The organism is Planococcus liqunii (genome assembly GCF_030413595.1).
GTDB classification, from domain to species: domain Bacteria; phylum Bacillota; class Bacilli; order Bacillales_A; family Planococcaceae; genus Planococcus; species Planococcus liqunii.
Genome location: NZ_CP129238.1, coordinates 2,130,404 through 2,153,955 on the forward strand (window position 1 = coordinate 2,130,404; position 23,552 = coordinate 2,153,955).

Here is a 23,552-nt window from a genome sequence, read left to right on the forward strand (position 1 = left end):
TTTATCACCTTCAGAGTATACCTGTTGCTTTTGCATAGCAATTTTAAGTAACTGCATACTTAGAGAAGCGAATTACCATTTCAACATTTAATTTTTTTTACTTAATGCCCACAATTCCTTTGGAGCATCTTTCTTTTCTTAATATAAAAGAAAAAGGATTTCCGAAGAAACCCTTTTTTGCTTTACTCTTTAACTTTTTTATTTCGGCTGCGCAATCTGAATGAAATTTCCGCATGTATCGTCAAACACTGCAATTGTGACCGTGTCCATTTCAGTCGGCTCGATTGAAAATTGAACCCCTAAATCCAGTAAGCGCTCGTATTCGGCGTGAATATCCGAAACGCCAAACATAGTGGCCGGTATGCCTTCAGCAAAGATTTTCTGCTGGTATTCCCGGGATGCCGGATGGTCATTTGGTTCAAGCAATAGTTCCGTACCTTCCGGATTTTCAGGGGACACCAATGCAATCCATCTGAATTTCCCCATGGGAATGTCGTGCTTTTTTTCAAAGCCGAGCGTTTCCGTATAAAATGCCAATGCCTTGTCCTGGTCTTCTACAAACAAACTGGTAACGATGATGTTCATTGTCTTATCCTCCTTATTAACTTCTTCGCTACAACTTCGTTATCCAAGCCGTTCCATGTTCAAACAGCCTTTTAAACTCATGCAAAGCTTAAGCTGCCTTTTTGCCAGTCAATCGATCCACCTGCTCAGCAAATCCTTCAACGGTTCACTATTATACCGGAGAACCCGGTACTTCCCCTTCCTTTCCGATTTCACAAGGTCCGCTTCATCCAATAAAGCAAGGTGCTTGGCAATGGCTTGTCGCGACATATCAAGCTTGTGTTTTGAAATAAGGCGGATGGACAATTCATACAAAGTCAGTTCATGGCGCTCCGCCATTTCGTCCAGGATCAGCCGCCGCGTCGAATCATTAAGAGCTTTAAATACTGCTTCGTCATTTTTCATACCTTCATTATACGCAACCAAATGGTTGCGCGTCAACTTATCTGCAGATTCCAATCTCTCCATGCCCCAGTACATGTTTTGCCGCATTGCCTTTTATTCAAAACCTTTACAGATACGTGAAGTCCTTTATTTGAGCAAAATTTTTTTATGATTTTTGGGCAATCAAGACATACAAAGATTCAGCAGGAAAGTGTTTTTCCGTAATCCGAAGTCCTGCATCCGTTATTGCTTGCTCCATGCCGGCCAACGTAATTCTGGGCGCGTGTTGACCTGGTCCGGCTTTAGGTTCCAGTTCCACACAAATCAAATGGCCGCCTTCTTTCAGTACGTTCTTCAATTGCGTTAAAGTCGGCGCTAAGGGATGGATTTCGTGAAGTACCAATGAAGCGATGACAACATCGATGGATGCGTCAACCAATGGAATTTTATTTGTATGGCCTTGAATCGGTACAATATTTGTGATGTTTTCCTGCTGAGCTTTTTTCTGGATCATTTCGAGCATGCTGTCATCCAGATCTAACGCATAAACCGGTCCCTTCACCCGTTTGGCTGCAGGAATGGAAAAATAACCGGTCCCTGCCCCGAAATCCAAAACAGCAGCCTCCGCATTTATTGGAATGAAGCTCAGTAACATTTCCGGAGGCAACTCCGCTCTTCTTTTCGGGCTGTCCAAGTAGGATACTTTCCCTTTGTGCTGGTGCTGTCCATGAGCGTGATTGTGATGATGTGCCATCATTTATTTCCTCCTCTATGCCATTTGGTAAGAACGGCGTTATTCATTCACAAAATCATTTGCTGTAATCTAAAAAAAGATATTAAAGAGCCTTATAGTCTTTAATTAAAATCAATTTACCATCTAATTTACCCAAAGTCAACTGAATATGAAATGGCTCTTTTGTCTTTTTGATTTTCAAATAAAACACTTGCAGGTTACCTTACGTCACCATCTACGCTGGAGATAACAAAAAAGTTGGAGGGATTAAATTGACAACGGAAACATTTGACAGAAATACAAATTGGCACTGGCGGGATCTATTTAGCTTGCTGTTCCTGGTATTGGTGTTCGTCCCTGTTTTTATTGAATACAGCTTATTTAATGCATTGCGGGAACTTTTCCAAAACGAGCTTTATGCCGGCACATCCATCGGCTTGATCATGTCCTTTATTTTTATGGCAGCACTCTTCTTTTTCGTATTAAAACCCAAAAACCAGTCATGGGCAGCTGTCGGAGTCCGGCCCTTTTCGCCTGGACATTGGAAGCTCATGGCGGTGTGGACATTTATCTTAATCCTGATCAGTGTCGGATTGATGATGATCATGTCTTTTATGGGAATTGGTTCCGCCAACAGCAAGACCGACAGCCTCCAAACGGACATGACCGTTCTCCATTTCATTATCGCCTTTGTTTCCGCAGCCGTCATTTCGCCGGTATACGAGGAGATTTTTTACCGCGGCTTTCTTTACCGGTTCTTCCAAAGCCGTTACGGCATTTTGTCGGGTATGCTGCTCAGCTCAGTTATATTCACTATTGTCCACATTCCGACCTATAACACCTTGCCTGTCAATTTTGTATCCGGCCTCATTTTTGCGTGGGTCTACCAAAAAACGGGTTCTGTCATTCCAAGTATCGTTATCCATGGCGTTTTTAACGGTATCGCTGTAATCCTTATGGCAATAGCCTAGCTTTTTTAAGCCTAGTATCAGGTTGCTTTGGACTTAAATAGGCTCTTTTTTGCTTGCGCTTTCCAAAAACCCAAGGACTTCCGGGGCAATCGGATACAGTCCGAGCTCTTCGGAAGCCTTGGCTGATTTTCGGACTTCCCAAAAAGCTTCCGCGAGTTCAGGACTGCTGAAAGTTTCCGCAGACAAAAGATCCGCGTCTTCTGAAATTAGCTGCCCTTCTTGGGATTGAGGAGAATTTCCTTTCTTCAGGCACAGGTCAATCCTTTTGATCAAATTGATCCACTTTTTCGTCGCGGCGTCATCACTTTCCAGTTTCGGCAGTTGTCTTTTTAAAGTAGTTTGCTGCTCTTTGGAAAAATAGCGGCGCCATTCTTTTTCCTTTTCAGCACCGGCGACCAGTGAGATCAAATCCTCCCAGTGCAGGCTGTCTTGCAAGTCCAAAAGATTTAACAGCGATTGTGTATGGTTCAGCGAGGCATGGAGCCTTTCAATCTCTTCTTTTAGGAGGGTCTTATGTGCCAGCAATATCGTCTTCATGGACTGCTCAGCAAGGACACGCCGGCTGTCTTCCAGGGACAGGTTCAACGATTTAAGCAACAGGATTTTTTGCAGATTCAGGATATCATCTTTGGAATAAAACCGTTTTCCGCCTACCTCTTTTTTGGAAGGTTCGGCCAACCCAATCTGATCGTAATAGCGGATGGTCCGTACAGAAATGTTCAATAGCTTGGATAATTCTCCAGTGGATAAATAGGTCGGTTGTTCTTTCGAAATCATGTTACTCCTCCTCGTTCAGAAATAATGGCATTTTCAAATTTTTTTATTCAAAATAGTCGTCCTTTTAATTGTAATATTTAATGGGAACTATGGAAATAAAAGTTATGTCATTGTGCTAGAATATTGGTGAGGTGTTGAACTTGGAAAACATTACAATATTCATTGCGCTGGCCGGAGGATTTTTGGCATTTGTCTCTCCTTGTTGTTTGCCTTTATACCCTTCTTTTATTTCATACATAACAGGCGTCTCCGTAAACGAGTTAAAGGAAAACAAACAAGCTTCTTTCAGGAAGAAAATCTTAGTTCACTCGATTTTCTTTTCGTTAGGCTTCTCTGTCATCTACTACATACTTGGTTTTTCGTTAAGCACAATCGGCGGCTTATTCCGGACGAACCAGACCCTGATCCAGATGCTTGGCGGCATTTTCCTGGTTTTCATGGGCTTGTTCTTAATGGGTATTATCAAACCTGAATTTATGTTCCGTGAAAAACGCCTCAATTACGAGAAGAAATCCGCTACATACTTGAATTCGTTTGTGGTCGGCTTCATCTTTTCGGCCGGGTGGACGCCTTGCATCGGACCGATCTTCGGCGCCATTATCACGTATGGAAGCCTGGTAAATCCTGCTCAGACGATTGCAGTGGTCACCGCCTATTCGCTCGGCTTCTGTGTGCCGTTTATCATCATGGCGTTCTTTATCGGAAAGACGAAATTCATCTTGAATTACTCGGCTGGACTGATGAGATTTGGAGGCGCTATTATTGTCCTTTTAGGCATCATGATTTACTTCGACAAAATGTATTATCTAAATATCTGGACTGCTGATCTCCAAAGTTTTATCGAGTCTTTTCTTATCTAAAGCGAAATGGTAAAGGAGACTGTTTTAATGAAACTGAATGTCTTAGCCGACACTTTGCTCGGGCTCACTATTGCCTTTCTCGTATTTTGCTTGATCGAAAGAGTTTTTGAATGAATCCGCTGAATTGTTACGATGCTTGCCGGAATCGGTGGACATTTGTTTGCGGCCACTATTCAATGAAAGAAAAAGAAAATGGTTGACCATAAAAACTTTAAGGCGGTGTAATCATGAACAGCTTTAAAAAGTTCGCTGCTTTCATCTCAATTGTTTGGTTGCTTTTCTTGGTTACGGGGTGTTCGACAGACCCGCAATTCGAACTTTACAAAGGAAAAAACTTAAGCATCGCTGTTTTGGGTGGAGGACCGGCAGTGAAAGAGCAGCAAGTAGAATTTCAGGAAATCTCGTTTGATGAATTCAATGCAGAAGCGTTAAGAAAATTCGACGCAGTTTTCATCACTAAAGAAAACCTCGCGGAGGCTGCCCAAAGCCAGTATGCCCCGGTCTATTCGGATGCCCATATGCCTTTCTTTTTTCTAGAGTCAAACACTGGAGAATACCCTTTTATCGATGCCGATTTGGAATACAAAGACGCCAGTGAAATTCCTAATCATAATTATTACGCCACCGGTTACCTGAAAACAGCTCAGCAAGAAGAAAAGACATGGACATATGGTCTATATAAAGACGAAGTAAACGAAGAAAATGTCCAGGAAGTCTTCTCAAGAATTTTTAAAACGATTGAAGAAAATCCGAAAAACATACTCGAAAATTAATACTAAAAAGCAATCCTACTTTGTTGCTGATTCCGTTTGTCTAAATGAAATGGAACCTGAAAAGCCTTGTTTAATCCAAGCCTTTTCAGGTTCCTATTTTATTAGTTAGGCTAGTTTAGCAAGTTGCTTAAAATAAAAAAGCGAATATAAAAAATCGCATCTCAAGGTTCACTAAAATTACCGGTATATTGAGACTATGTCACTTCAGGTAAACATTTAGATAATCCTGATCCAGTTCGTTTGTTTCTAACCCAGTGACAGTCTTTAAACTTTCTTCGAAGTCACGGGTTTCAACTACAGATTCCATAATTTCTTTGATAACGCCTTGTCCGAATTTGCTAGTCAAAAAATCTATTGCGTAATAGCTTTGCAGATAAGCATCAGCTGTTGGCACTTCCCTAGCCGCTTGCCACTGCTCCGGACTATTCAAATCTGAAAAAGGGATGCTCTCGAAATTCGGAAAATAGACATCATCCGGATCAACAGCTGCATATTCAGCTACTCCTTCTATAAACCACATCGGATATGCAGCTTGATCTGGCGACTTTCGGTTAAACGCATAGTGATTGTATTCGTGCAGGAGCAATTTTTGAAATTCGTGTGAGGCTGATTTGTCACTCTCATCCGAATAATGAATAGCCAGGACTTTATCGAAATCAGAATATGCACCGTCCACATCAGTCAACCCCGAAAAATCCATAAACTGTTCCTTATCATCAAATACCATTAAATCAACTGGCACTTCATCAAACCGACCAAAAATCTCTTCGTTTTTTGCAATGGCTAGATCGAGTGTTTCAATTGTTGAAGGCACAAATTCACTGAAATTTTCAGAGTAGTATATGGAAACATGCCGATGTTCTTCCAGAAGAGAAGATTCTTGCAGCTTCCGTTCGACAACTCCATCGGCGTTCTTTGTAGCCAGCGCAGACATTGTTTGAAAGTATGACATCTCCGTTCCCTGGGCAGCTGAAATTACTTTATACAAAAAGAAACTTCCGCTAAATAATAGCACGCAAACTAAAATAATAAATATGGAAGAAATTAATAGGATAATTTTATATTTGGGTTTCATGGGCACTCCTTAATGCGAGGTTGATGAATTCCTTATGATATAAATTTAATCTATCACAAACTGGAAAGGTCTGTAAGTTAATTTTCGAAATGATTCAATAAATCAGTTCCTTTTAAAGAAAAACACGGTATATACTAATTAACATGTAATGGTAATTTCTAAAAAAGAAATATAATATTCCTCATTCAATTTGATGAAGTATAAACAATGGAGGCACCTATAATGAACATGCAAAAAGAAACAATCAAAGGCTACAAAAATTTAAATATTCCATATTCACTTATCACACATGAAGAACAATCAAATAAACTGGCTATATTCCTGCCCGGCGCTGGATATACGACACAAAAACCCTTGTTCCATTACTCAGAAGAAATCCTATTGAAAAAAGGTTTTGATGTCTTGAATGTGAACTACCGATACAACGATGCGGATTATGACAGCTTTGATATGGATGAACTGAGTACGGCAATCAAAGTGGATGTGCAAATTGTAATCGATGAAGTGTTGAAGAATGGGGTTTATAAGGAATTTTATTTGGTTGCAAAATCACTGGGAACGATTGCGTTGTGCACCGAACTGGAAAGAGCTGCTTTTAAAGATGCTAAAGTGGTTTGGCTGACGCCATTAATCCACCGGGATGATGTATTGGATAAAATGGTCCGGAGCACCAATAAAGGATTATCTTTCATCGGCGACAACGATTATTGCTATTCAGAGGAACGATACAAATTATTGGCGGAAAACCCGCATCTGGTTTCCCGGCTCATTCCCAATGTGGACCACAGCATGGAATATAAAGGCGATCCTTTCAAATCGATTGATGCGTTGAAAACGATCATGGAAGAGATCAATCAGTTTTAATTGAATCAATTATAAGCCACAAAAAAAGGATAGCGGATGCTATCCTTTTCATTTCGTTGTATTTTAAGACTACCTTTTCCAGTTTCATTGAAATGCATAAATAGCTGCTATTAGAATAGATGCAGCAAGGACAAAGTTGATTAATCCATCTACTTTTCGCTTTCCGAATTCAGAAATTCCGGCCGCTACGAACATTATGACGAGCCCCAGCAACATAAAAGGCAAAATCCCTGCAGTGTTTCCTGTGAGCAAACCGTAAGCGGAAAATGCGAGTACAATCGTTGCAAAGATGATGACCAGTATTTTCATTTGTCCCAACTCCCATTTTTAATTACATACAATAATTAACGGGTTCTTTTCAATCATTATACTCGCCTTAATAATGTTTGAATAGTCAAATTAATGACAGAAGCATTTTATTCAAATGAGGGATAAAAGCTTTGCTGCTCTGCAAATGAAGAGACAGCGACAAGTAACTGCCGCGCACTTTCTAAATAGAAGCGCTTCTTTTCTATTTAGCAATTAATGGTGTAAACAGGTAGCAATTCTATCGGGTTCTTCAGTCATTATTCATTTAATTGCAACTCACTATTTCTTCTTGTCTTAAATAACGTGATCGATGCTACAAACAGAAAAATAGGCGGAAGCAAAGTGGGAATGAAATTATTTGTTGTCGCTTAAAATTTCAAGACTGATCTTTTTATTGCCTATCTTCCATCCGACTGGAATAAATATTACCAAACTGATAAACCACATAGCTCCTGCAACTCCTAAAATCAATAAATAATCAATTGTCGGACTGCCTGGATCGACAAGAGAAACAGTCAAAGAAAATAACACTCCGCAAACAAGCCCGAACATAAGTCCAGAGACAAGGTAAAAGGATATCTGGGTGACGACTATCTTTACGACACCCCAGGGCTTTACTCCAATTGTTCTAAGAACCGCAAACTCTTTACGTTTAACCAGTATATTGTTTAAAAGAGTGTTAAAGACGCCCGCGATTACAGAAACAACAAGCACAATTAATACAATAATGAAAATAGCCCAATGCTGTAAAAACATATGAGATGCTTCTTTAATAGAGACGCCATGAGTATTGACCGTGACTTCTGGATACATATTTTTTAAAGTTTCAAGCGAATTCAAAGCCGCTGATTCATCTGTTGATTTTACATATGCTTTTTGGAAATTAGTTGAAGAGATATTTAAAGCCTTCGCCTGCCAGTCGAAAAGAACTTCTCCTGTAGGCACTGCTTCAGAAATTGCGCTTACTGCCATTGTCGTTACATATTCAGCTTGCTGCATTTCTTCTGAATAGATCCCGATTTCCAGTGAATCTCCCACAGATAACCCATGCCTCTTTGCAAATTCTGGCGAAACTATAGCTTTTTTCGCTAAGTCTTTTCCAGCTGCTTCTGCTAATACACCGACATCATGAAGTGCTTCTAAATCAACCAATGTATAGTCAAATGAGACAGACCCGCCGTTACCTAATAATTCCGCTCCACCATAGGTGCTTACAGTAGCCACTTTCACACCCGGCATTCGTTTACGTACTTCTTTAATCAACTCTGACGGGTTGATCTCGGATTGCTGTATCCGGCTTTTGATAACTACAGAAGTAGGAAATTGCTCGTTGATATACTCTATATTATTATCCCTAATGGTATTTAGCAGAACGGATCCGAACACAGCTATGATCATGACCACACTTATTGAAAGAATGACAAAGCTGTTCTTTTTGACTTGCGGTTTTAAGTTCTGGATAGCAATCACAAAGTTACTAGAAAATACTCTCCGAAATACGGGCATCAGAAAGTTCAAGGAGCGAGTAAGCCATATGGGCATTGCCATAAAAAGACCAGCTAACAAAAGAAACGCGCTAAGTAGGATAAGCAGTGTCCTGGCTGCATCATTTACTACGAGTATGGTGCCAAACAGTAGAGAAACAATAGAAATAATCCATAAAATTTTCATAGCAACTTTCCGGGTGTTCTCATTTTTGAAATCAAGTTCTTCATTTTCTTGTAAAATCGCCAAGGGCAAAATCTTAGATGATTTGAGAACCGGAATATAAAGAAACAGTTGAATCACCATACTCGAGGCTACTAGAACGGGAACCGCCACTTCCCAGGCAAATGGTTCTTGGGAAAGTGAGATGGAAAACCATTGGCCGAAATTAGGCTGCAGGAATTGATTTGCAAGATACGAAATCATTGTTCCGAGCAGAGCACCTGCAACAGTAATCAATATGCTTTGGATTCGAATTACTTTAGCCAGTTGTGTGGTTTTTGCCCCTAGCGCACGCATAATGGCAAATTGATTTTTGTTCTTGTAAACAAACAAGTCGAAATTGGAAATCACCATGATGGAAGTAACAATTAAAATTAACATTGATAAAATGACAATAAACAAATTCAAGGAATCTAAATTGCTTTTTGCTGCTTCATCCTGTTCAATAATATCTACGCGCAAGCCCGGCTGAATTTTTTTAAAATCATTGGCCATTGCAATCAAGTCGCTTTTTTCTTTGGTTTTAACCATTAAAGCGGTTGTTTCGTTTTTATGTTTTGGCAATTCTCCCGTATTGAATAATTTTGCTCTCTCCAAGGTGAACATCACCATATCAGGAGAAATGCCAGTTCCTTGAGCATTCTTCAAGACTTCCACTATCTCAAAAGAATCTTGTTCAATCTCGATTTGATCGCCTTTTAAAAGCTTTAAGGATTTTGCCAAATTCTCCGTAATTATGACAGAGTCTTCCCTCAAATCTACGCTTGTTTTGTATCTGCTTTTCGCAATCGGATCATTTTCAATCCCGAGAGCATACACTTCTCCACCTAAAGGAGCTACATATGCTTGTGTAACCAAAGCCTCCGAAACACTTATGGTCGAAGCGTGGTTAGAAACAGCGTGATAGAGTTCCTTCTCATTCTCCACTAGATTGTCATCGCTGAACACAAGGGCAATATCTAAATCGCCATACATTTCCCGGAGGTCATTCTCCAGTGTCTGCTTCGCATTTACAGCAAAAAGAGACATTGTTATTACAAGAGAAACAGCGATGGCAATGCTCATAATTGAAGTGAACACTAAAAACTTGTTTTCTCTGAATAAGCGATACGCCAACTGATTAAGTGATTTCATACGATTGAACCTGTGATGATCCCTTTGGAAATTTTCATGATGTGTTCAAGATTCTGATTCCCAGTACACTCATACTCGTTGACAATTTTGCCATCATGAAAAAATAGCACGCGATCTGCATAGCTGGCGACTTTTGGATCGTGTGTAACTACAAGTATGCATTGATAGGGTTCTTTTTTCACAGAAGTCAACACATCCAGAATTTCTTCAGAAGTATTGGCGTCTAAGTTCCCTGTCAATTCGTCCGCCAACAAAATCGGTGGATCACCTATAAGAGCGCGACCGATGGCCACCCGCTGTTGCTGCCCTCCGGATAATTGGACAGGACGATGCGTCTTCCACTTTGTTAAACCCATCCGTTCGATCATGTTGCTAGTTTTACTGTCGATTACTTCCTCTGACTCGCCTTTTATGAGCAAAGGCAATGAAATATTTTCTTCAACAGTTAAGTCCTTCAACAAATTATATGCCTGAAAAATAAAGCCGATGTTTTTTCTTCGGTAATCTGTCGCTTTAGGCTCTGTAAAGAAAGCTTCCGAATCTACACCGTTCAGACGTATTTTTCCACTGGTCGGTTCATCCAATGCGCCAATCACATTAAGCAGCGTGCTTTTTCCAGAGCCGCTCGTTCCCATAATTGCAACAAATTCACCCATATATAAATTGAACGAAACGTCTTTTAGCGCCTCTACTTCAAAACCTTTTCCTGTATAGATTTTTGTAAGGTGCTTAACTTCCAAAATGACATTTTTCATTAATATGATGAGCCTCACTCGCTAGTTTAAATTTTTAATTAATCGATCTTTGAAAAATCCAAAATTCTATTTCTAATTTCAAAGATATTCTTCTTGAACTTTACTAAATTTAGAACCAATACCATATAAATACATTAACACATATAGAAATTTTCTTCTTTTAAATGTAGAAAGCATTTTTTGATCATTTGATTCCATAAAAAAAGAAGAAACTTAGCAATAAGTTTCTTCTGAACCTGCTAAAAGCTTCCATTCACTTTGCTTCACTGACCAGCTTCTCGACCTCTTCTTCGATTCGTTTTACATCATAGCGTTCAAATAGCGGCTTGATGTTTGATACAGTATTTGTTTCACAAGCTACAAACGCCCAGTTCAACTCTTTCATTGCCAGCATGCCTTTTACCTTTTCCGAAGAGAACGGCAAAAACGGGTTTAAGAGCTGGCTGAGGTTCGCAATGATCAGCATGCACGTGGCAATCGTTTGATCGCACGAAGCCCGGTTTTCTTTGATTTCTTTCCACGGTTCTTTTTCGTCAAAGTATTTATTGGCAAAGCGGACGAACGTGAACACTTCTTCAATGCCTTCTTTGAAATGGCCTTCCTCGATTTTTCGGCCGACGCTTTCGTAAAGCCCTTCGATTGTTCTTTTTATGCTTAGATCCACTTCCGCTTTTGGCACGGTTCCTTCGTAGCTTTTCTCGATAAATTTCAAGGTTCGGTTGATGAAATTTCCATAAGCGCCTAACAGTTCGCCGTTGTGGCTGTAAATGAATTCGCGCCAGGAAAAATCCGTGTCGCGGTTTTCAGGCGCATTGATGGCCAGGAAATAGCGGATGGAATCCGGGTTGTATCTTTCCAAAATATCCGGCACCCACACAGCCCAATTCTTGCTTGTCGACAGCTTCCGTTTTTCAAGCGTCAAGTATTCGTTGGAGACGATATGAGTCGGCAAGCCCTGGACGCCAATGCCTTTTAAAATCGCCGGCCAAATGATCGTATGGAACGGGATATTGTCTTTGCCGTGGACATAATAAGCCATTGCATCTCCTTGCCAGAATTCTTCGTCGCACTGCTGATTTTCAGCAGCCCATTGCCGGCTTGCGGAATAATAGCCCGAAACGGCTTCAATCCAGACATACACCTTTTTGTCTTCATAGCCTTTTACCGGCAACGGGACGCCGTTTGGCAAGTCCCTGGACACTGCCCGGTCCAAGAGCCCTTCTTTTAAGTAACGTTCAGACAAATGGATGGCGTTTTCGCGCCAAGCACCCCTCTCCTTTGCTTCTTTAACATAGGCCTCAAGTTCTCCCTGAAAAGCACTTAATGCGAAATAAAATTGTTCCGTTTTTTTCACCGTCGGCGCGTTTCCACAAAGCTTGCATTTCGGCTCCAGCAAATCCAGCGGATCCAAAATGGTCGAGCAATTGTCGCATTGGTCGCCGCGGGACGGATGGGCACAGACAGGACAAATCCCTTCTACATACCGGTCAGGCAAAAAACACTGATCGGTTTCACAGTACATCTGGTCGGTTTCTTTCTTGTAAATATGGCCGTTTTCCATCAAGTCCAAAAAAAATCCGTTGAACCGTTTGATGATGAAACGCACCATCTGTCCTTGTATACAAATCATAGGTGAAGCCGAGCCTTGAGAAACTGGCCGTAAACTCCTCGTGGTAGTGATCAGCGATTTCTGTGATTGTTTTCCCTTCCTGATTGGCCCTGATTGAAATCGGAGTTCCGTTGCAGTCACTCCCTGAAACATACAAAACCCGCTCGCCTTTTAACCGGTAATACCGTGCCAAAATGTCCCCCGGCAGCAATGCAGCGATATGACCCAAATGCAAAGAGCCGTTGGCATATGGCCAGGCTCCTCCAATAAATACGCTCATCTTCTCCACTCCTCTTTTAAAAAATAAAAAACCCCGCCTTTATCCGAATCGAATAAAGGCGAGGTTTCACTCGCGGTTCCACTTTAATTTGCTGCCAACTCGCATCAACAGCCTCAGCCAGTACAAAGCTTCTGCTCCTATACTGCGGCTTTGATAACAAGTGCCAACTCTTGTCGCATTCTACTGATTCCAAATGGAAGGTTCAACGCGAAGCTCCGAGGCCATTTTCGAATGCGCATTTTTGCTTCTTTTCAGCTGCCGAAGCTCTCTGGAAAAAACGCAGTCAATCTACTCTTCTCATCAACGCTAAATTATTTATTTTGATTAGTATATCTGCAGATGCCATTTTTTACAAGATGAGCTTGAAGTTTTATTTTATGATTCTAAATTGAGCGTTGCGTTCACGGCCTTCCCGATTGGCTTCATAAAGAAATTAAGGATCAATCCTCCAAAACAAACCGTTAAAACCGTTCCAATGCCAATCGGTCCGCCTACGAGAAAAGCCACAATCAAGAAGCCAAGATAGATCAGCGTCCGTGAAACAAAGAGGTCGGTTCGCATTAAGTCCTTAATGATTAAGGTCAACCGGTCTATCGGAATGGGGGCGAAATTTGTAAGAAGATAAGTGGCGGTCCCCGCTCCGATCAGAATCAGCCCAATGGAAAAACAGACGGCCTTGCCCACCCACATATCCGGAATGATTAAGCTGCCCAAGAGAAAAAGCCATAGATCGATTCCAATTCCTGTGATGACTGCTGTGACCAGTCCCAACAATTCCGGCCGTTGCCTGGTCAGTAAAGAATTGCAGCCGATCATGAGGACAGCCAGCAAGACTTCCCAACTCCCAACGGTTAGCCCCACCTTAATAGACAAACCCACCAAAACGGCATCAAATGGCGACGTCCCTAAGCCGGATAAAATAGTTAAGGAAATGCCAAGGGCCAGTCCCATGATCCCCAGCAGAAAAAATGCAAATCTTGCGTATGGCTTCTTCATGCTCGTTTTCCTTGAGACAAATCTTTCGTCATGACAATATGAGGGATTCCGTCTTCCATAAAGACAGCCGTGCGGCTCTCATAGCCTAGTTTTTTATAGAAGCCTTCTGCCTGCGTCTGTCCGTGCAATTTCACTTGCGCTGCGCCTTGGCTTTCAGCAATTCCCTCCAAAGACCCGATGATGATTTTACCGATTCCCAGTTTTCGGTACGGTTCCAAAATGCAAATTCGTTCCAGTTTCCCTGTTTGCGCCAGGAATCGGATTCTCCCCGTCCCGACAGCTTGCCCCTCATGAAATACCAGTATGTGCTTGCATGGACTGTTGAGTGTGTCAAACTCATCAAATTCATCTTCTATCGCCACCCCCTGTTCGTTAACAAAGACTTGTTCCCGAATCATGAAGGCTTTCTTTAAGTCTTGTTCATTCGATATAAGTTTGGTTTCCATACCCTTCACCCCTAATGGTTTAATAAGAATTTCATTTTCCTGTTGCGCTGGCGGTCCATTTGCAGTACATTCAATATATACGATATTTTATTGCAAATGCAACAAAAACTTTTTTTGAAGGAGTTCCTTATGAAAGAAATTCTGCGCGAAATCGGCATGATTGCCCGGGCCCTGGATTCCATCAGCAATATCGAATTCAAGGAATTCGATTTGACCAAAGGCCAGTATTTGTATTTGGTGCGGATCTGCGAGAACCCTGGAATTATCCAGGAACAATTAATCGACTTGATCAAAGTCGACCGCTCCACCGCTACACGAGCGATTCAGAAGATGGAGGCAAACGGGTTTATTGAGAAAAAAGACGATCCGCGCAATAAGAAAATTAAAAAGCTGTTTCCGACAGACAAATGCAACGCTGTCTATCCGTTTATCAAACGGGAAAACGATCACTCCAATAAAGTGGCATTGGACGGTTTTTCTGAGCTGGAAGAAGAAATGGCTTTTGAATTGCTGCAGCGGATCCGGAAGAACATCGAAACGGATTGGGATTTTGTGAAAAAAGGAAACAAGCGGGATTATTAAGCAAAGGAGCGAAAATTTAGATGACAATAAAGAAGTGCACCTTGGATGACGTAGTCGAACTCCAAGCGGTCAGCAAAGAAACATTTACGGAAACCTTCCAGGAACAAAATTCACCGGAACATTTGAATGCCTATTTGGAACGGGCTTATAATCTAGAGCTATTGAAACGTGAATTAGCCAACCCGTCTTCCCACTTTTACTTTGTTCTATACGGCCAGCAAGTCGCGGGTTATTTGAAAATCAATACCGGGGATGCCCAGTCGGAAGAAATGGGCGACGATTCGCTGGAAGTGGAACGGATTTATGTAAAAAAAGCTTTTCAGAAACATGGTCTCGGAAAACAGCTGCTGAACAAAGCGATGGAAATGGCTTTGGAGCTGAACAAGTCGAAGGTCTGGCTTGGGGTATGGGAAGAAAATGACAACGCAATTGCGTTTTATCAGAAAAAAGGATTTGTGCAAACTGGCGCCCATTCGTTCTTTATGGGCGACGACGAACAAATTGACTTGATCATGACAAAATCACTCCAATAACAGCTTCTGAAAGGCGGTCCATCATGTTCATTCCAAAACAGTTTAAAGTCAGCGATTTTGAAGAAATCCGGGAATTTGTCCAGCAAAACTCCTTTGGGACACTGGTCACTACTCGAAAAGGAAGGCCTATTGCCACCCACCTCCCTTTGCAGTTGGTCAAAGAAGATGAAGATACCTTTATAACTGGCCATATGGCGTACGGCAATCCACAGTGGCGCACATTTGAAGCGAATGATGAGGTTCTGGTCATGCTCCAAGGCCCGCATGCCTACATCTCCTCTTCCTGGTACGAGCACGAAAACGTTCCGACGTGGAACTACCAATCGGTCCATATTTACGGAGCGGCCCAGCTATTAAGCGAGGAAGAATTGAAACAGGACTTGACGAAACTATTATTGAAATACGAAGAGCACCGGGAGAACCCGGTCTTATGGGACAAGCTGTCTCCTGCTTTATTGGAAAAAGAAGTGAAAGGCATTGTCGGATTTAAAATCAAGGTTAAAGAGATCCAGGCAGCAAACAAATTAAGCCAGAACCGCAATGCACAGGATTATGAAAATATTGTTGCGAAACTTCACGAAGAAAAAGATCCGAATTCCCATCGGCTGGCAGAGGTAATGGAGAAGAAAACACCCGCGCCAAAGAGTTAACTTCCTATCGAACCCTTCTTTTAAAAGTGGTAAGGAGAACGCTATACATGAAATCTCAGTTAAAAATCGCTAATTGGTTATTGGAGTTAGATTCCGATCAAACTCAGGAATTCTATGCTAAAGGCGTAGACGTATGCAATTGTGCATACTGCAGCAATTTCACAGCTTCCACTGGCACGATGAGTGCTAGGTTCATTACTTTGCTTGCTGCACTCGGAATCGACCCGAAGATGCCTGCAGAACTCTCAGAATTCCCATCCAACGAAGAAGGGCTTCATACGTACTTGGGTTTTTACCATTTCACAGGAGAAGTTATAGAAGGCAAACTGATTACTTCCTCTGACTGGAAAGAATCCAACACGCTGAAACTCGACAATTTCACCATCGGTTTCTCCAGGAAGTTAATGTTTGTTCCTGAAGATTTTCCAGCGCCGGTTCTTCAGCTGGAGTTTGAAGTGGATCTCCCCTGGGTTTTAAATCCTTTAGATAAAACAGATGATAATTAGTGAAATTTAAAATCCTGTAAGCTCTTTACGAAGGACTTACAGGATTTTATACCTTAGACTAGAAAGATGTTATCCTTCCGCATTAAAAATGGTTGGCTTTTTCAAAATAAAGTTCTTTTTACCGTTTAAGAAACCCTGAAAAGTCCCGGGCCGCTTCTCTTGCATCCTGTATCAATTCCATCAGGAAGTTGTCGGGTTCGCTCCTTTCCTGGTGAAAATGCCTTAGTGCACAGGTTTCCAACATATCCATGGAACATTCCTTTAGAAAATTCCGTAAAAAATCATGTTCTTTCAACTGGAAGACCGGAACGAGCGTGTCGTCTTCTATCTGCAAGTGGAAGCCTTTTTTATTTGCCAGTTTCTGCGTGTTTCTTGTTGCCACCAATACTTCGATCCATGACTTTAAGTGGCCTGGAATCCCGAACCCAATCGTTTGTGTAATGAAGACCACAGCTTCTGCATCCGCTATTTGTTCAAGCAAAAGACCGTATTCCTTCGTTTTCCCTTCTGCCTCTTTCACTCTGTTTTCTGAATTGAAATCCAAAGCCGGCAGCTCTGTTTCAAATATATCCACTTCCTTGACTTCGTAATCTGACTGGCTGGCGCGCAGCTCATCCAAGAATGCTCTGGAAACGGACGAACTGAAAGAATCGGCCCGGGTGTCCGGGTTTGCGACAATGCATAGAATTCTTTTTTCCATACTTCCTCATTCCTTTCTTTTACTCCTCATATGACCGTTCTGGACAGTTCTAAACCTTCTAACCATAGACCACTGCTTCGAACAAAAAAACAATTTCAATACGTTGTTGGTAAATGGGAAAACTGCCGCCTTTTAATTATACTGATAATTCAAAAATCTTTCCTCTTCTCTGCAGGAATCCATTCCCGTTGTAGAGAATTTTACACAATAAGAAGACAAACTATAGGAGGAGATAAAAGTGGATTTTGCGTATAAACAAATTTTGGCAGCAGTGGATGGGTCAGATGAAGCTGCATGGGCATTCAAGAAGGCTGTGGAAATTGCGCTTCGAAACAAGTCCGTATTGAATTTAATCTACGTCGTCGATACCCGTTCGTATTCCGCAATGACGAAGCGTGTTCCAGATGTTGATGACCGGGTTTTCGATCACGGGAAGGAACTGCTCGAACGCTACAAAAGAAATGCGCTAGATGCAGGCATCCCAGAAGTAAATGTGTTTATTGCTGCCGGATCGCCGTATAAAGTCATCTCACGCGACTACGCAAAACGGGTGGAAGCGGATTTAATCGTCTGCGGGGCCCAAGGCTTAAATGCCGTGGAACGATATTTGATGGGAAGTGTATCCCAACACATCGTCCGCAGCAGCCATTGCGATGTTCTTGTAGTCCGGACAGGCGACACAGAAGACGCGGCAGAAGCAGAAAGAGCTTAACTGCAGCACTGAATGCCATAAGAAGCCAACAGCTCCATAAAAATAAACACCTTTCGTTGAATAAAGGAAACGCAATTCCTTTAAACCAACAAAAGGTGTTTTTTCATTCTCTACTATCAAAACCGTTCCTTACAGAGAAAGCTAGATGAACCATACTATCATTCGCTCTTCGTATCCACCAGCTCTTTCAATTCTTTCATCACATTTTCCGGAATGCCACCTGTTACTCCGGCCACCAAATTTTCAGCAGCTTTCATGACCATCGCCTCGCGGGTTTTGGCCGTCGCTGAACCAATATGCGGCACTGCCGTCACTTGCTTCATCTTCAACAACGGATTTCCCGGGTCGACCGGCTCCTGTTCAAACACATCGAGTGCCGCACCGGCAATTTCTCCCGCTTCCAGTGCATCGATTAAAGCCTGTTCGTCTACCACGGCTCCTCTTGCGGCATTGATTAAATAGGCTGTGGGTTTCATCCGGCGGAACTGCTCCGCCCCCAATAGACGACGAGTCGACTCGGTCAACGGGACAATCAATACGACAAAATCGGATTTTTCCAGCAGCTCGTCCAACGGGCTGTAGCGGATGCCGTATTTTTCTTCAAGCTCCGGTTTTGGCGTCGTCGCGTGGAAAAGGACATTCATTTCAAACCCATGGACGGCTCTTCTGACGATTTTCTCCCCAATGCGCCCCATTCCGACAATCCCCAGCGTGGCATGATGTACATCTACTCCAAACAATTCCTTCGGCTTTGTGTCTTTGGTCCACTTCCCTTGTTTTACAAAACTGTCCATTTCCGATACTCGTCTTGCGGCTGACAGGATGAGCGCAAAGACCAGATCAGCCACTGTTTCGTCCAGTACAAATGGCGTATGCGTACCGATTACGCTGAATTCTTTCATCGCTTCCACATCAAACGAATCATACCCGACCGATGTATTGCTGATGATTTTCACCTGCGGCACTTGTGCAAGAAATTCACGGGTAATCGGCGGATTCTGGACTAGCAGGCCATCCACGCTTTTCGCTTCTTCCAGCAACACAGTGTTCGGAATGCGTTCTTGTTTGTCCCAGATTTTGTAGTCGCAGTATTCGGCTATATAGGCTTCTACTGCCGGCGGCACCGGCCTTGCAATGAATACTTTTGGTTTCAATTGAATTCCTCCTTCGCTTGTGTTGAAGAATAGTTGAGTTCATTCATCTTTTTCAATTTGAAGATTTCTTCAAGCCTAAATCCTTTGCTTTTCGCTCCAGCGTATTTAAATGCAGCTTCGCTTCTTCCTCATCAAACGAACTGAAACAGCGGTAATTGGCCTCATCGATAATCCGGAAATGCTGGCTCACCACATTCTGCTGCAGCTTGTACGCTCCCCTTTTTTCAAGTTCTTTCCACCAAACCTTCCCGCCCATCGTCTTAGTGGAAGCCTGTTCGATGTTGTTGAACGTTACCAACCGGACCACTTCCAACGGGTCATCCCCTAAACCGTTCTGCAGAATTTCACTTTGCTCAAATAACGCCACACACGTTACCGCTACATTCCAGCTCGCTTCGGCTCTGCCTTTTTCAATTTGAATCAATGTCTTTTTGGAGAGACCCAAAATTTTCGACATTTCTTCTTGTGAAAATTCATTTTCCAGCCGGATCAATCGCATCTTTTGCGATACAACTTCAATTAATTCTTGTTGATTCATTCAAACACCTCTAGTTTAATTTTCACCAATAGTGTAATATTACACTAAATATAACATATGAATACACTTCATGCGATGAAAGGGTGTGAAAGCGATGAAAAAAATCGGGATGGTTTTATTATACTTCTTTATTTTGTGCTTATCGGGATACTTCTATTCCGCTCATCTCCATGATACCACTGCAGAAGTGCACCAGCGGCTCTTGCCCATCAAAATCAAAACGGTAAAACCAGGGACAGACGAAATGGAACTGCAGCAGCTTGTGGAAAATGCAAACCAAAAAGGAGACATTCTTACCATTGCCGGCATGCAGCACAGCCAAGGCGGGCAGACGGTGTATCCCGATGGCATCATGGTCGATATGAAGCCGTACAATCAAATACTCGAAGTCAATGAAGACGCCAAGACAGTAACCGTTCAAAGTGGAGCCACATGGGCGGATATTCAGGAAGCGGTCAATCCGTATGGCCTGTCGCTGAAAGTCAGCCAGTCGCAAAACATTTTTACCGTCGGCGGCTCCTTGAGCGTCAATGCCCATGGCCTGGACATCCGCCACGGCGGCTTGTCGGATACGGTATTGTCGATGCGCGTTCTGACTGCCGACGGAGAGATCCGGAACTTGAGCCCGACAGAAAATAAAGAGCTGTTTTATGCAGTGATTAGCGGATATGGCTTGTTTGGCATCATTATGGATGTGACTTTAAAGCTTACCGAAGACGAGCTGTATGTCACGGAAACCCAAAGCATGGATTTCCGGGATTATCCGGCATATTTCAAAGAACAAGTGAAAGGGAATCCGGAAGCCAAAATGCATTTGGCCCGGCTTTCCATTGCACCGGAATCGCTGCTGGAAGAAATGTATGCCATCACGTATGAGACGGCTCCGGACCAAAGCAAGCTTCCTGAGCACAACCAGTTGAAAACGGAAAACCTCGTGGCGGTGCCGAAGTTTTTCCTCGGACTGTCACGCATCAATGATGCCGGAAAAGAAACATTTTGGAAGACCCAGAAAACGTATACGGAAGGGATAGACGGGAAGCACGTTTCAAGAAACAACGTCATGCGATCAGACTCGGAATTCATGGAATACGACAATAGCCGGAAAACGGAAGTGCTTCAGGAATATTTCGTTCCCGTCGATGAATTTGAATCGTATATTCCCGAACTGAAAGCCATTTTGGAAGCCCATCCTGATTTCAACCTATTGAATGTCACCGTCCGCTACGTCGGCAAAAATGACAATGCCGTTTTGTCGTATGCCAAAGAAGATATGTTTTCTTTGGTGCTGCTCATCAACCAAGGAACCGACCCGGAAAGTGTGGCAGATACTCGGGAAATCGTGCAGGAAATGATTGATGTAACACTCGCCCATCGCGGCAGTTATTATTTGCCTTATTTCGGCTATCCGACCAAAGCGCAAATGCAGAAAGCGTATCCGAGAACCGATGAATTCTTCGAGCTGAAAGACCGCTACGATCCGGACCACCGTTTCAAAAATCTGTTTTATGAGGAGTATCGGCCATGAATTATAAACGTTTCATCTATTATCAAGGCACCATCGGCATGGCGTCCAGCATGATTTTCCCGTTTTATATTCTGCTAATCAAAAATGTCGGAAACAGCTACGCACAATTCGGCTGGGCCTATGGGCTGTTTGCGCTGACAGCGGCGCTGTGCTATCCGCTGATTGGGAAATACGCAGACCGCGTCGGCGACAAGACTTTGTTAAATATCTATTCCTGGGGAATGGCAATCCTTCTCCTTTGTTTCCCTTTGGCCACTGAAGTTTATCATGTCTACATCCTGCAGGTGCTGATGGGCGTACTTGGGGCAGTCCAAAAAAACTCAGAAAAAACCGTACTGGCGCGCTATGTAACAAAAGAATTGGCCGGCACCCAAATCGGACGCTATCATGTATGGACGTCCATTGCGGCAGCCATTGCAGTGATTGGCACCGGATACCTCGTCGACTTCCTGACGATTGCCACGATTTTTTACATTGCTTCTCTTGTCTACGCCTGGAGTGGGATACAGTTAATGAAATTGAAGGAAACTGGAGCGGAAATTTGAGTTTTCTTCATACTCAGCGTTGTCAATCGCCTCGATTTTTAGAAATACGACCAGAAGTTTCTGAAATACGACCAGCAGTCGCAAATTTACGACCAGATGTCACCGAAATACGATCAGTAACGCCGAAAATACGATTCATAAGCGAAAATTGGCTAATAATAAGAAGTGCCGGCATATTAAAAAAGGAGGAACTTGCAGCCAAGTCCCTCCTTTTTTAACAGTGGTTCGAATCCACTAGCTCATTTTACATACCCCATTACTTCTCCTTCAATTTCAGAAAGCAGAAGCGTTTCCTGGCTGCCTCTAAACCAATCATCGCCCGCGACAAACACTTCATCTTCAGCCAGTCGGAATGCAGGTGTCGTCTGTGAAAAGATTTCTTTCATCGATCCGACATTCTGTTCAGCCCCTTGCGCTTTCAGGGCGGCGACGTATTCCTCAAGAGACCCGATGCCCATCCGATTTGCCTTGCCATAAAAAGTATCCAGCCGCTGGCCATCGACATAGACTTGCCCTTCCTTGATTTCGATTGTTTCCCCCGGAAGCCCGATTATTCGGGAGACGGTCTTCTTTTTCCCATCAAATGCTTCCATTTTATAGACAATCACATCTCCTCTGGAAACGGATTTGTCTTCATAAGCTTGCGGATCAATCAATAAAGGATAAACAGTGTATTCATGATTCCCCCGGTCCATCGCATCATACTTAAAGTTCAGGATTTCCATCGGCGTATCGTATTCCGTAAAAAAAGCAATTTCTGTCTCCGTGCCGAGATCCGTCAGGACAGCAGTTTCCGGCTGGCCGAAATTTGTATTTTGCGGTTCAGGCTCACCTTTATTCAAATTCAGCACTAAAAATACGCTGATAGCTGACAGGAGAAGCACAAAGACGGCGACGTATTTAATGGGGCTCTTTCTTTTAGAAGAAGCTTCTACCTGATTAACATTTTTGATTTCCATTCTTATCTTTTGTTTCAAGGACTCCTTGAACCGGGGATTGCTTCCGATAAACGCATCCATCTCTCGCTTAAGCTTGTTCATCCTGAAACCCCTCCTATTCGCTTGCATCGACTTGGTCTTTCAACAGCTTCTTCGCTCTTCTCAACCTCGTTTTGACTGTGTTCTCCGGGCAGTTCAGCAACCGGCTGATTTCTTTCGTCGCGAATTCCTGGTAATAGTATAGAAGGACGGCTTCCCGGTATTTAATTGGAAGCCCCAATACTTTTCTTGTTAAATTGGCTTGTTCCGCTCGGACTTCCACATTTTCTTCATGAGACTTTCTTCCTGACAGCATCCGTGAATAAAGCCCGCTTATTTTTCCAGCTTCTCAAATGGTCATGGCATTTATTGATGGTTATTTTGGAAAGGTACGTTCTCAGGGAGGATCGCTTATCAAACTGATGGGACTTTTGATAATAAGATAGGAAGACTTCCTGCACAATGTCCTCGGCAGCCTGCCAATCCTTGACGTAAAAATAAGCCAGGCGAATCAATTCTTCGCCGCAGTTGTCCATAATCTTTTCCATCTGCTCATCGCTTATTTCAGATTCGCGTATGTCTCTAGCCACAGTCCCATCCTCCCCTTTTCTTTATACTTCGTAGACGTAAGATTTTTAGGAATAGTTTCATTTTAAAATTCCACTTCACGTATAGTCATTTATAAAAGTAAAAAAGAAGCTTTTTACAAAGTTTCATTCCTTTAATCATGTAAGCATATATTTTATTTTAAAGAATTTGCGTTTCTTTTCCGCTTCTCTTTAAGCCTTCAAAAGCCTCGTATTAATAGCGATGATCACTATACTCCGACTCCTGAAAACAGCACCAATTGCCGGACGGATCACTCCCTCATAGCGTAATGACGCCAACAGAAA

The 23,552-nt window shown here is 42.6% G+C and carries 27 protein-coding genes, 1 pseudogene and 1 other annotated feature; of the genes and pseudogenes, 11 read left to right on the forward strand and 17 right to left on the reverse strand.

Features of this window, described 5'->3' with window-relative positions:
- Positions 1–198: 198 nt before the first annotated feature.
- The 3 genes from QWY22_RS10740 to QWY22_RS10750 all read right to left on the reverse strand — a co-directional run bounded on the left by QWY22_RS10740 (position 199) and on the right by QWY22_RS10750 (position 1,705).
- Positions 199–585 (reverse strand): VOC family protein, encoded by a 387-nt coding sequence (locus tag QWY22_RS10740; RefSeq protein ID WP_300980878.1) that lies wholly within the window; start codon positions 583–585, stop codon positions 199–201.
- Between the two features lie 108 nt (positions 586–693).
- Complete coding sequence (locus tag QWY22_RS10745; RefSeq protein ID WP_300984379.1) at positions 694–969, reverse strand: ArsR/SmtB family transcription factor; 276 nt, start codon at positions 967–969, stop codon at positions 694–696.
- A 145-nt stretch (positions 970–1,114) separates the two neighbouring features.
- Positions 1,115–1,705, reverse strand: a complete 591-nt coding sequence (locus tag QWY22_RS10750) for a class I SAM-dependent methyltransferase (protein ID WP_300980879.1) — start codon at positions 1,703–1,705, stop codon at positions 1,115–1,117.
- Positions 1,706–1,953: 248 nt separating this feature from the next.
- On the opposite strand from QWY22_RS10750, the gene QWY22_RS10755 reads away from it, so the two are divergent.
- Positions 1,954–2,652, forward strand: a complete 699-nt coding sequence (locus QWY22_RS10755; protein ID WP_300980880.1) for a CPBP family intramembrane glutamic endopeptidase — start codon at positions 1,954–1,956, stop codon at positions 2,650–2,652.
- 33 nt (positions 2,653–2,685) lie between these two features.
- Here the strand turns inward: QWY22_RS10755 and QWY22_RS10760 are convergent, their stop codons facing one another.
- Entirely contained in the window at positions 2,686–3,429 is a 744-nt protein-coding gene (locus tag QWY22_RS10760; protein ID WP_300980881.1) for a MerR family transcriptional regulator, read from the reverse strand.
- Between the two features lie 140 nt (positions 3,430–3,569).
- Between QWY22_RS10760 and QWY22_RS10765 the strand changes: the two genes are divergently transcribed.
- Positions 3,570–4,289, forward strand: a complete 720-nt coding sequence (locus QWY22_RS10765) for a cytochrome c biogenesis CcdA family protein (protein ID WP_300980882.1) — start codon at positions 3,570–3,572, stop codon at positions 4,287–4,289.
- A gap of 227 nt (positions 4,290–4,516) precedes the next feature.
- The gene (locus QWY22_RS10770) at positions 4,517–5,062 is read left to right on the forward strand and encodes a hypothetical protein (RefSeq protein WP_300980883.1); all 546 of its coding nucleotides are present in this window, start codon (positions 4,517–4,519) and stop codon (positions 5,060–5,062) included.
- 199 nt (positions 5,063–5,261) lie between these two features.
- Here QWY22_RS10770 and QWY22_RS10775 read toward each other — a convergent pair whose 3' ends face one another.
- On the reverse strand, positions 5,262–6,137 hold the full coding sequence (locus tag QWY22_RS10775; RefSeq protein ID WP_300980884.1) for a gluzincin family metallopeptidase: 876 nt from the start codon (positions 6,135–6,137) through the stop codon (positions 5,262–5,264).
- Positions 6,138–6,359: 222 nt separating this feature from the next.
- Here QWY22_RS10775 and QWY22_RS10780 point away from each other — a divergent pair, with 222 nt between their 5' ends.
- Entirely contained in the window at positions 6,360–7,001 is a 642-nt protein-coding gene (locus QWY22_RS10780; RefSeq protein ID WP_300980886.1) for an alpha/beta hydrolase, read from the forward strand.
- A gap of 84 nt (positions 7,002–7,085) precedes the next feature.
- Here the strand turns inward: QWY22_RS10780 and QWY22_RS10785 are convergent, their stop codons facing one another.
- From QWY22_RS10785 to QWY22_RS10810, 6 genes and pseudogenes are all read right to left on the reverse strand, one after another.
- The gene (locus QWY22_RS10785; RefSeq protein WP_036803425.1) at positions 7,086–7,310 is read right to left on the reverse strand and encodes a hypothetical protein; all 225 of its coding nucleotides are present in this window, start codon (positions 7,308–7,310) and stop codon (positions 7,086–7,088) included.
- A gap of 354 nt (positions 7,311–7,664) precedes the next feature.
- A complete protein-coding gene (locus QWY22_RS10790) occupies positions 7,665–10,151 on the reverse strand; it encodes an FtsX-like permease family protein (RefSeq protein ID WP_300980887.1) in 2,487 nt (828 codons plus the stop codon).
- Positions 10,148–10,906 carry an ABC transporter ATP-binding protein gene (locus tag QWY22_RS10795; protein WP_300980888.1) on the reverse strand — a complete coding sequence of 253 codons (759 nt, stop codon included), beginning with the start codon at positions 10,904–10,906 and terminating at the stop codon, positions 10,148–10,150. Before QWY22_RS10795 ends, QWY22_RS10790 begins: the two co-directional genes overlap by 4 nt.
- Positions 10,907–11,159: 253 nt before the next feature.
- Positions 11,160–12,795, reverse strand: a pseudogene (gene metG / locus QWY22_RS10800) (methionine--tRNA ligase).
- Positions 12,796–12,846: 51 nt separating this feature from the next.
- Positions 12,847–13,108 (reverse strand) — a binding site (T-box leader).
- Positions 13,109–13,170: 62 nt separating this feature from the next.
- Positions 13,171–13,791, reverse strand: coding sequence for a YczE/YyaS/YitT family protein (locus tag QWY22_RS10805; RefSeq protein WP_300980889.1), 621 nt, complete (start codon positions 13,789–13,791; stop codon positions 13,171–13,173).
- Entirely contained in the window at positions 13,788–14,237 is a 450-nt protein-coding gene (locus QWY22_RS10810; protein ID WP_300980890.1) for a GNAT family N-acetyltransferase, read from the reverse strand. The genes QWY22_RS10805 and QWY22_RS10810 overlap by 4 nt, the downstream gene beginning before the upstream one ends.
- A gap of 129 nt (positions 14,238–14,366) precedes the next feature.
- On the opposite strand from QWY22_RS10810, the gene QWY22_RS10815 reads away from it, so the two are divergent.
- Genes QWY22_RS10815 through QWY22_RS10830 form a run of 4 tightly spaced genes read left to right on the forward strand, consistent with a single transcriptional unit; the run spans position 14,367 to position 16,508 of the window.
- A complete protein-coding gene (locus tag QWY22_RS10815; RefSeq protein ID WP_300980891.1) occupies positions 14,367–14,819 on the forward strand; it encodes a MarR family winged helix-turn-helix transcriptional regulator in 453 nt (150 codons plus the stop codon).
- A 20-nt stretch (positions 14,820–14,839) separates the two neighbouring features.
- Positions 14,840–15,352 carry a spermidine/spermine N(1)-acetyltransferase gene (gene paiA / locus QWY22_RS10820; RefSeq protein WP_053168094.1) on the forward strand — a complete coding sequence of 171 codons (513 nt, stop codon included), beginning with the start codon at positions 14,840–14,842 and terminating at the stop codon, positions 15,350–15,352.
- 23 nt (positions 15,353–15,375) lie between these two features.
- Positions 15,376–16,002, forward strand: coding sequence for an FMN-binding negative transcriptional regulator (locus QWY22_RS10825; protein WP_300980892.1), 627 nt, complete (start codon positions 15,376–15,378; stop codon positions 16,000–16,002).
- A gap of 47 nt (positions 16,003–16,049) precedes the next feature.
- A complete protein-coding gene (locus QWY22_RS10830) occupies positions 16,050–16,508 on the forward strand; it encodes a hypothetical protein (RefSeq protein ID WP_300980893.1) in 459 nt (152 codons plus the stop codon).
- A gap of 118 nt (positions 16,509–16,626) precedes the next feature.
- Here QWY22_RS10830 and QWY22_RS10835 read toward each other — a convergent pair whose 3' ends face one another.
- Positions 16,627–17,208 (reverse strand): NAD(P)H-dependent oxidoreductase, encoded by a 582-nt coding sequence (locus QWY22_RS10835; RefSeq protein WP_300980894.1) that lies wholly within the window; start codon positions 17,206–17,208, stop codon positions 16,627–16,629.
- 238 nt (positions 17,209–17,446) lie between these two features.
- Between QWY22_RS10835 and QWY22_RS10840 the strand changes: the two genes are divergently transcribed.
- Positions 17,447–17,920 carry a universal stress protein gene (locus QWY22_RS10840; RefSeq protein ID WP_300980895.1) on the forward strand — a complete coding sequence of 158 codons (474 nt, stop codon included), beginning with the start codon at positions 17,447–17,449 and terminating at the stop codon, positions 17,918–17,920.
- A gap of 158 nt (positions 17,921–18,078) precedes the next feature.
- On the opposite strand, the gene QWY22_RS10845 is transcribed toward QWY22_RS10840, so the two are convergent.
- Both QWY22_RS10845 and QWY22_RS10850 read right to left on the reverse strand, forming a co-directional pair.
- Positions 18,079–19,074 (reverse strand): 2-hydroxyacid dehydrogenase, encoded by a 996-nt coding sequence (locus QWY22_RS10845; protein WP_300980896.1) that lies wholly within the window; start codon positions 19,072–19,074, stop codon positions 18,079–18,081.
- Positions 19,075–19,126: 52 nt separating this feature from the next.
- Positions 19,127–19,612, reverse strand: coding sequence for a helix-turn-helix transcriptional regulator (locus tag QWY22_RS10850; protein WP_300980897.1), 486 nt, complete (start codon positions 19,610–19,612; stop codon positions 19,127–19,129).
- Between the two features lie 85 nt (positions 19,613–19,697).
- On the opposite strand from QWY22_RS10850, the gene QWY22_RS10855 reads away from it, so the two are divergent.
- On the forward strand, positions 19,698–21,137 hold the full coding sequence (locus QWY22_RS10855) for an FAD-binding oxidoreductase (RefSeq protein ID WP_436836759.1): 1,440 nt from the start codon (positions 19,698–19,700) through the stop codon (positions 21,135–21,137).
- Positions 21,134–21,682, forward strand: a complete 549-nt coding sequence (locus QWY22_RS10860; protein ID WP_300980899.1) for an MFS transporter — start codon at positions 21,134–21,136, stop codon at positions 21,680–21,682. The genes QWY22_RS10855 and QWY22_RS10860 overlap by 4 nt, the downstream gene beginning before the upstream one ends.
- Before the next feature lie 239 nt (positions 21,683–21,921).
- Here the strand turns inward: QWY22_RS10860 and QWY22_RS10865 are convergent, their stop codons facing one another.
- The 3 genes from QWY22_RS10865 to QWY22_RS10875 are packed head-to-tail and all read right to left on the reverse strand — an operon-like array spanning position 21,922 to position 23,249.
- Positions 21,922–22,722, reverse strand: coding sequence for a S26 family signal peptidase (locus QWY22_RS10865; protein WP_300980900.1), 801 nt, complete (start codon positions 22,720–22,722; stop codon positions 21,922–21,924).
- A 13-nt stretch (positions 22,723–22,735) separates the two neighbouring features.
- The gene (locus tag QWY22_RS10870; RefSeq protein ID WP_300980901.1) at positions 22,736–22,942 is read right to left on the reverse strand and encodes a sigma factor-like helix-turn-helix DNA-binding protein; all 207 of its coding nucleotides are present in this window, start codon (positions 22,940–22,942) and stop codon (positions 22,736–22,738) included.
- 7 nt (positions 22,943–22,949) lie between these two features.
- On the reverse strand, positions 22,950–23,249 hold the full coding sequence (locus QWY22_RS10875) for a sigma-70 family RNA polymerase sigma factor (protein WP_300980902.1): 300 nt from the start codon (positions 23,247–23,249) through the stop codon (positions 22,950–22,952).
- Positions 23,250–23,552 lie beyond the last annotated feature (303 nt).

Excerpts from the sequence above, each read along its gene's own strand:
- QWY22_RS10740 (WP_300980878.1), bottom strand. The coding sequence starts at position 585 with ATGAACATCATCGTTACCAGTTTGTTTGTAGAAGACCAGGACAAGGCA.
- QWY22_RS10745 (WP_300984379.1), bottom strand. The coding sequence starts at position 969 with ATGAAAAATGACGAAGCAGTATTTAAAGCTCTTAATGATTCGACGCGG.
- QWY22_RS10750 (WP_300980879.1), bottom strand. The coding sequence starts at position 1,705 with ATGATGGCACATCATCACAATCACGCTCATGGACAGCACCAGCACAAA.
- QWY22_RS10760 (WP_300980881.1), bottom strand. The coding sequence starts at position 3,429 with ATGATTTCGAAAGAACAACCGACCTATTTATCCACTGGAGAATTATCC.
- QWY22_RS10770 (WP_300980883.1), top strand. The coding sequence starts at position 4,517 with ATGAACAGCTTTAAAAAGTTCGCTGCTTTCATCTCAATTGTTTGGTTG.
- QWY22_RS10775 (WP_300980884.1), bottom strand. The coding sequence starts at position 6,137 with ATGAAACCCAAATATAAAATTATCCTATTAATTTCTTCCATATTTATT.
- QWY22_RS10780 (WP_300980886.1), top strand. The coding sequence starts at position 6,360 with ATGAACATGCAAAAAGAAACAATCAAAGGCTACAAAAATTTAAATATT.
- QWY22_RS10785 (WP_036803425.1), bottom strand. The coding sequence starts at position 7,310 with ATGAAAATACTGGTCATCATCTTTGCAACGATTGTACTCGCATTTTCC.
- QWY22_RS10790 (WP_300980887.1), bottom strand. The coding sequence starts at position 10,151 with ATGAAATCACTTAATCAGTTGGCGTATCGCTTATTCAGAGAAAACAAG.
- QWY22_RS10795 (WP_300980888.1), bottom strand. The coding sequence starts at position 10,906 with ATGAAAAATGTCATTTTGGAAGTTAAGCACCTTACAAAAATCTATACA.
- QWY22_RS10805 (WP_300980889.1), bottom strand. The coding sequence starts at position 13,791 with ATGAAGAAGCCATACGCAAGATTTGCATTTTTTCTGCTGGGGATCATG.
- QWY22_RS10810 (WP_300980890.1), bottom strand. The coding sequence starts at position 14,237 with ATGGAAACCAAACTTATATCGAATGAACAAGACTTAAAGAAAGCCTTC.
- QWY22_RS10815 (WP_300980891.1), top strand. The coding sequence starts at position 14,367 with ATGAAAGAAATTCTGCGCGAAATCGGCATGATTGCCCGGGCCCTGGAT.
- paiA (WP_053168094.1), top strand. The coding sequence starts at position 14,840 with ATGACAATAAAGAAGTGCACCTTGGATGACGTAGTCGAACTCCAAGCG.
- QWY22_RS10825 (WP_300980892.1), top strand. The coding sequence starts at position 15,376 with ATGTTCATTCCAAAACAGTTTAAAGTCAGCGATTTTGAAGAAATCCGG.
- QWY22_RS10830 (WP_300980893.1), top strand. The coding sequence starts at position 16,050 with ATGAAATCTCAGTTAAAAATCGCTAATTGGTTATTGGAGTTAGATTCC.
- QWY22_RS10835 (WP_300980894.1), bottom strand. The coding sequence starts at position 17,208 with ATGGAAAAAAGAATTCTATGCATTGTCGCAAACCCGGACACCCGGGCC.
- QWY22_RS10850 (WP_300980897.1), bottom strand. The coding sequence starts at position 19,612 with ATGAATCAACAAGAATTAATTGAAGTTGTATCGCAAAAGATGCGATTG.
- QWY22_RS10860 (WP_300980899.1), top strand. The coding sequence starts at position 21,134 with ATGAATTATAAACGTTTCATCTATTATCAAGGCACCATCGGCATGGCG.
- QWY22_RS10865 (WP_300980900.1), bottom strand. The coding sequence starts at position 22,722 with ATGAACAAGCTTAAGCGAGAGATGGATGCGTTTATCGGAAGCAATCCC.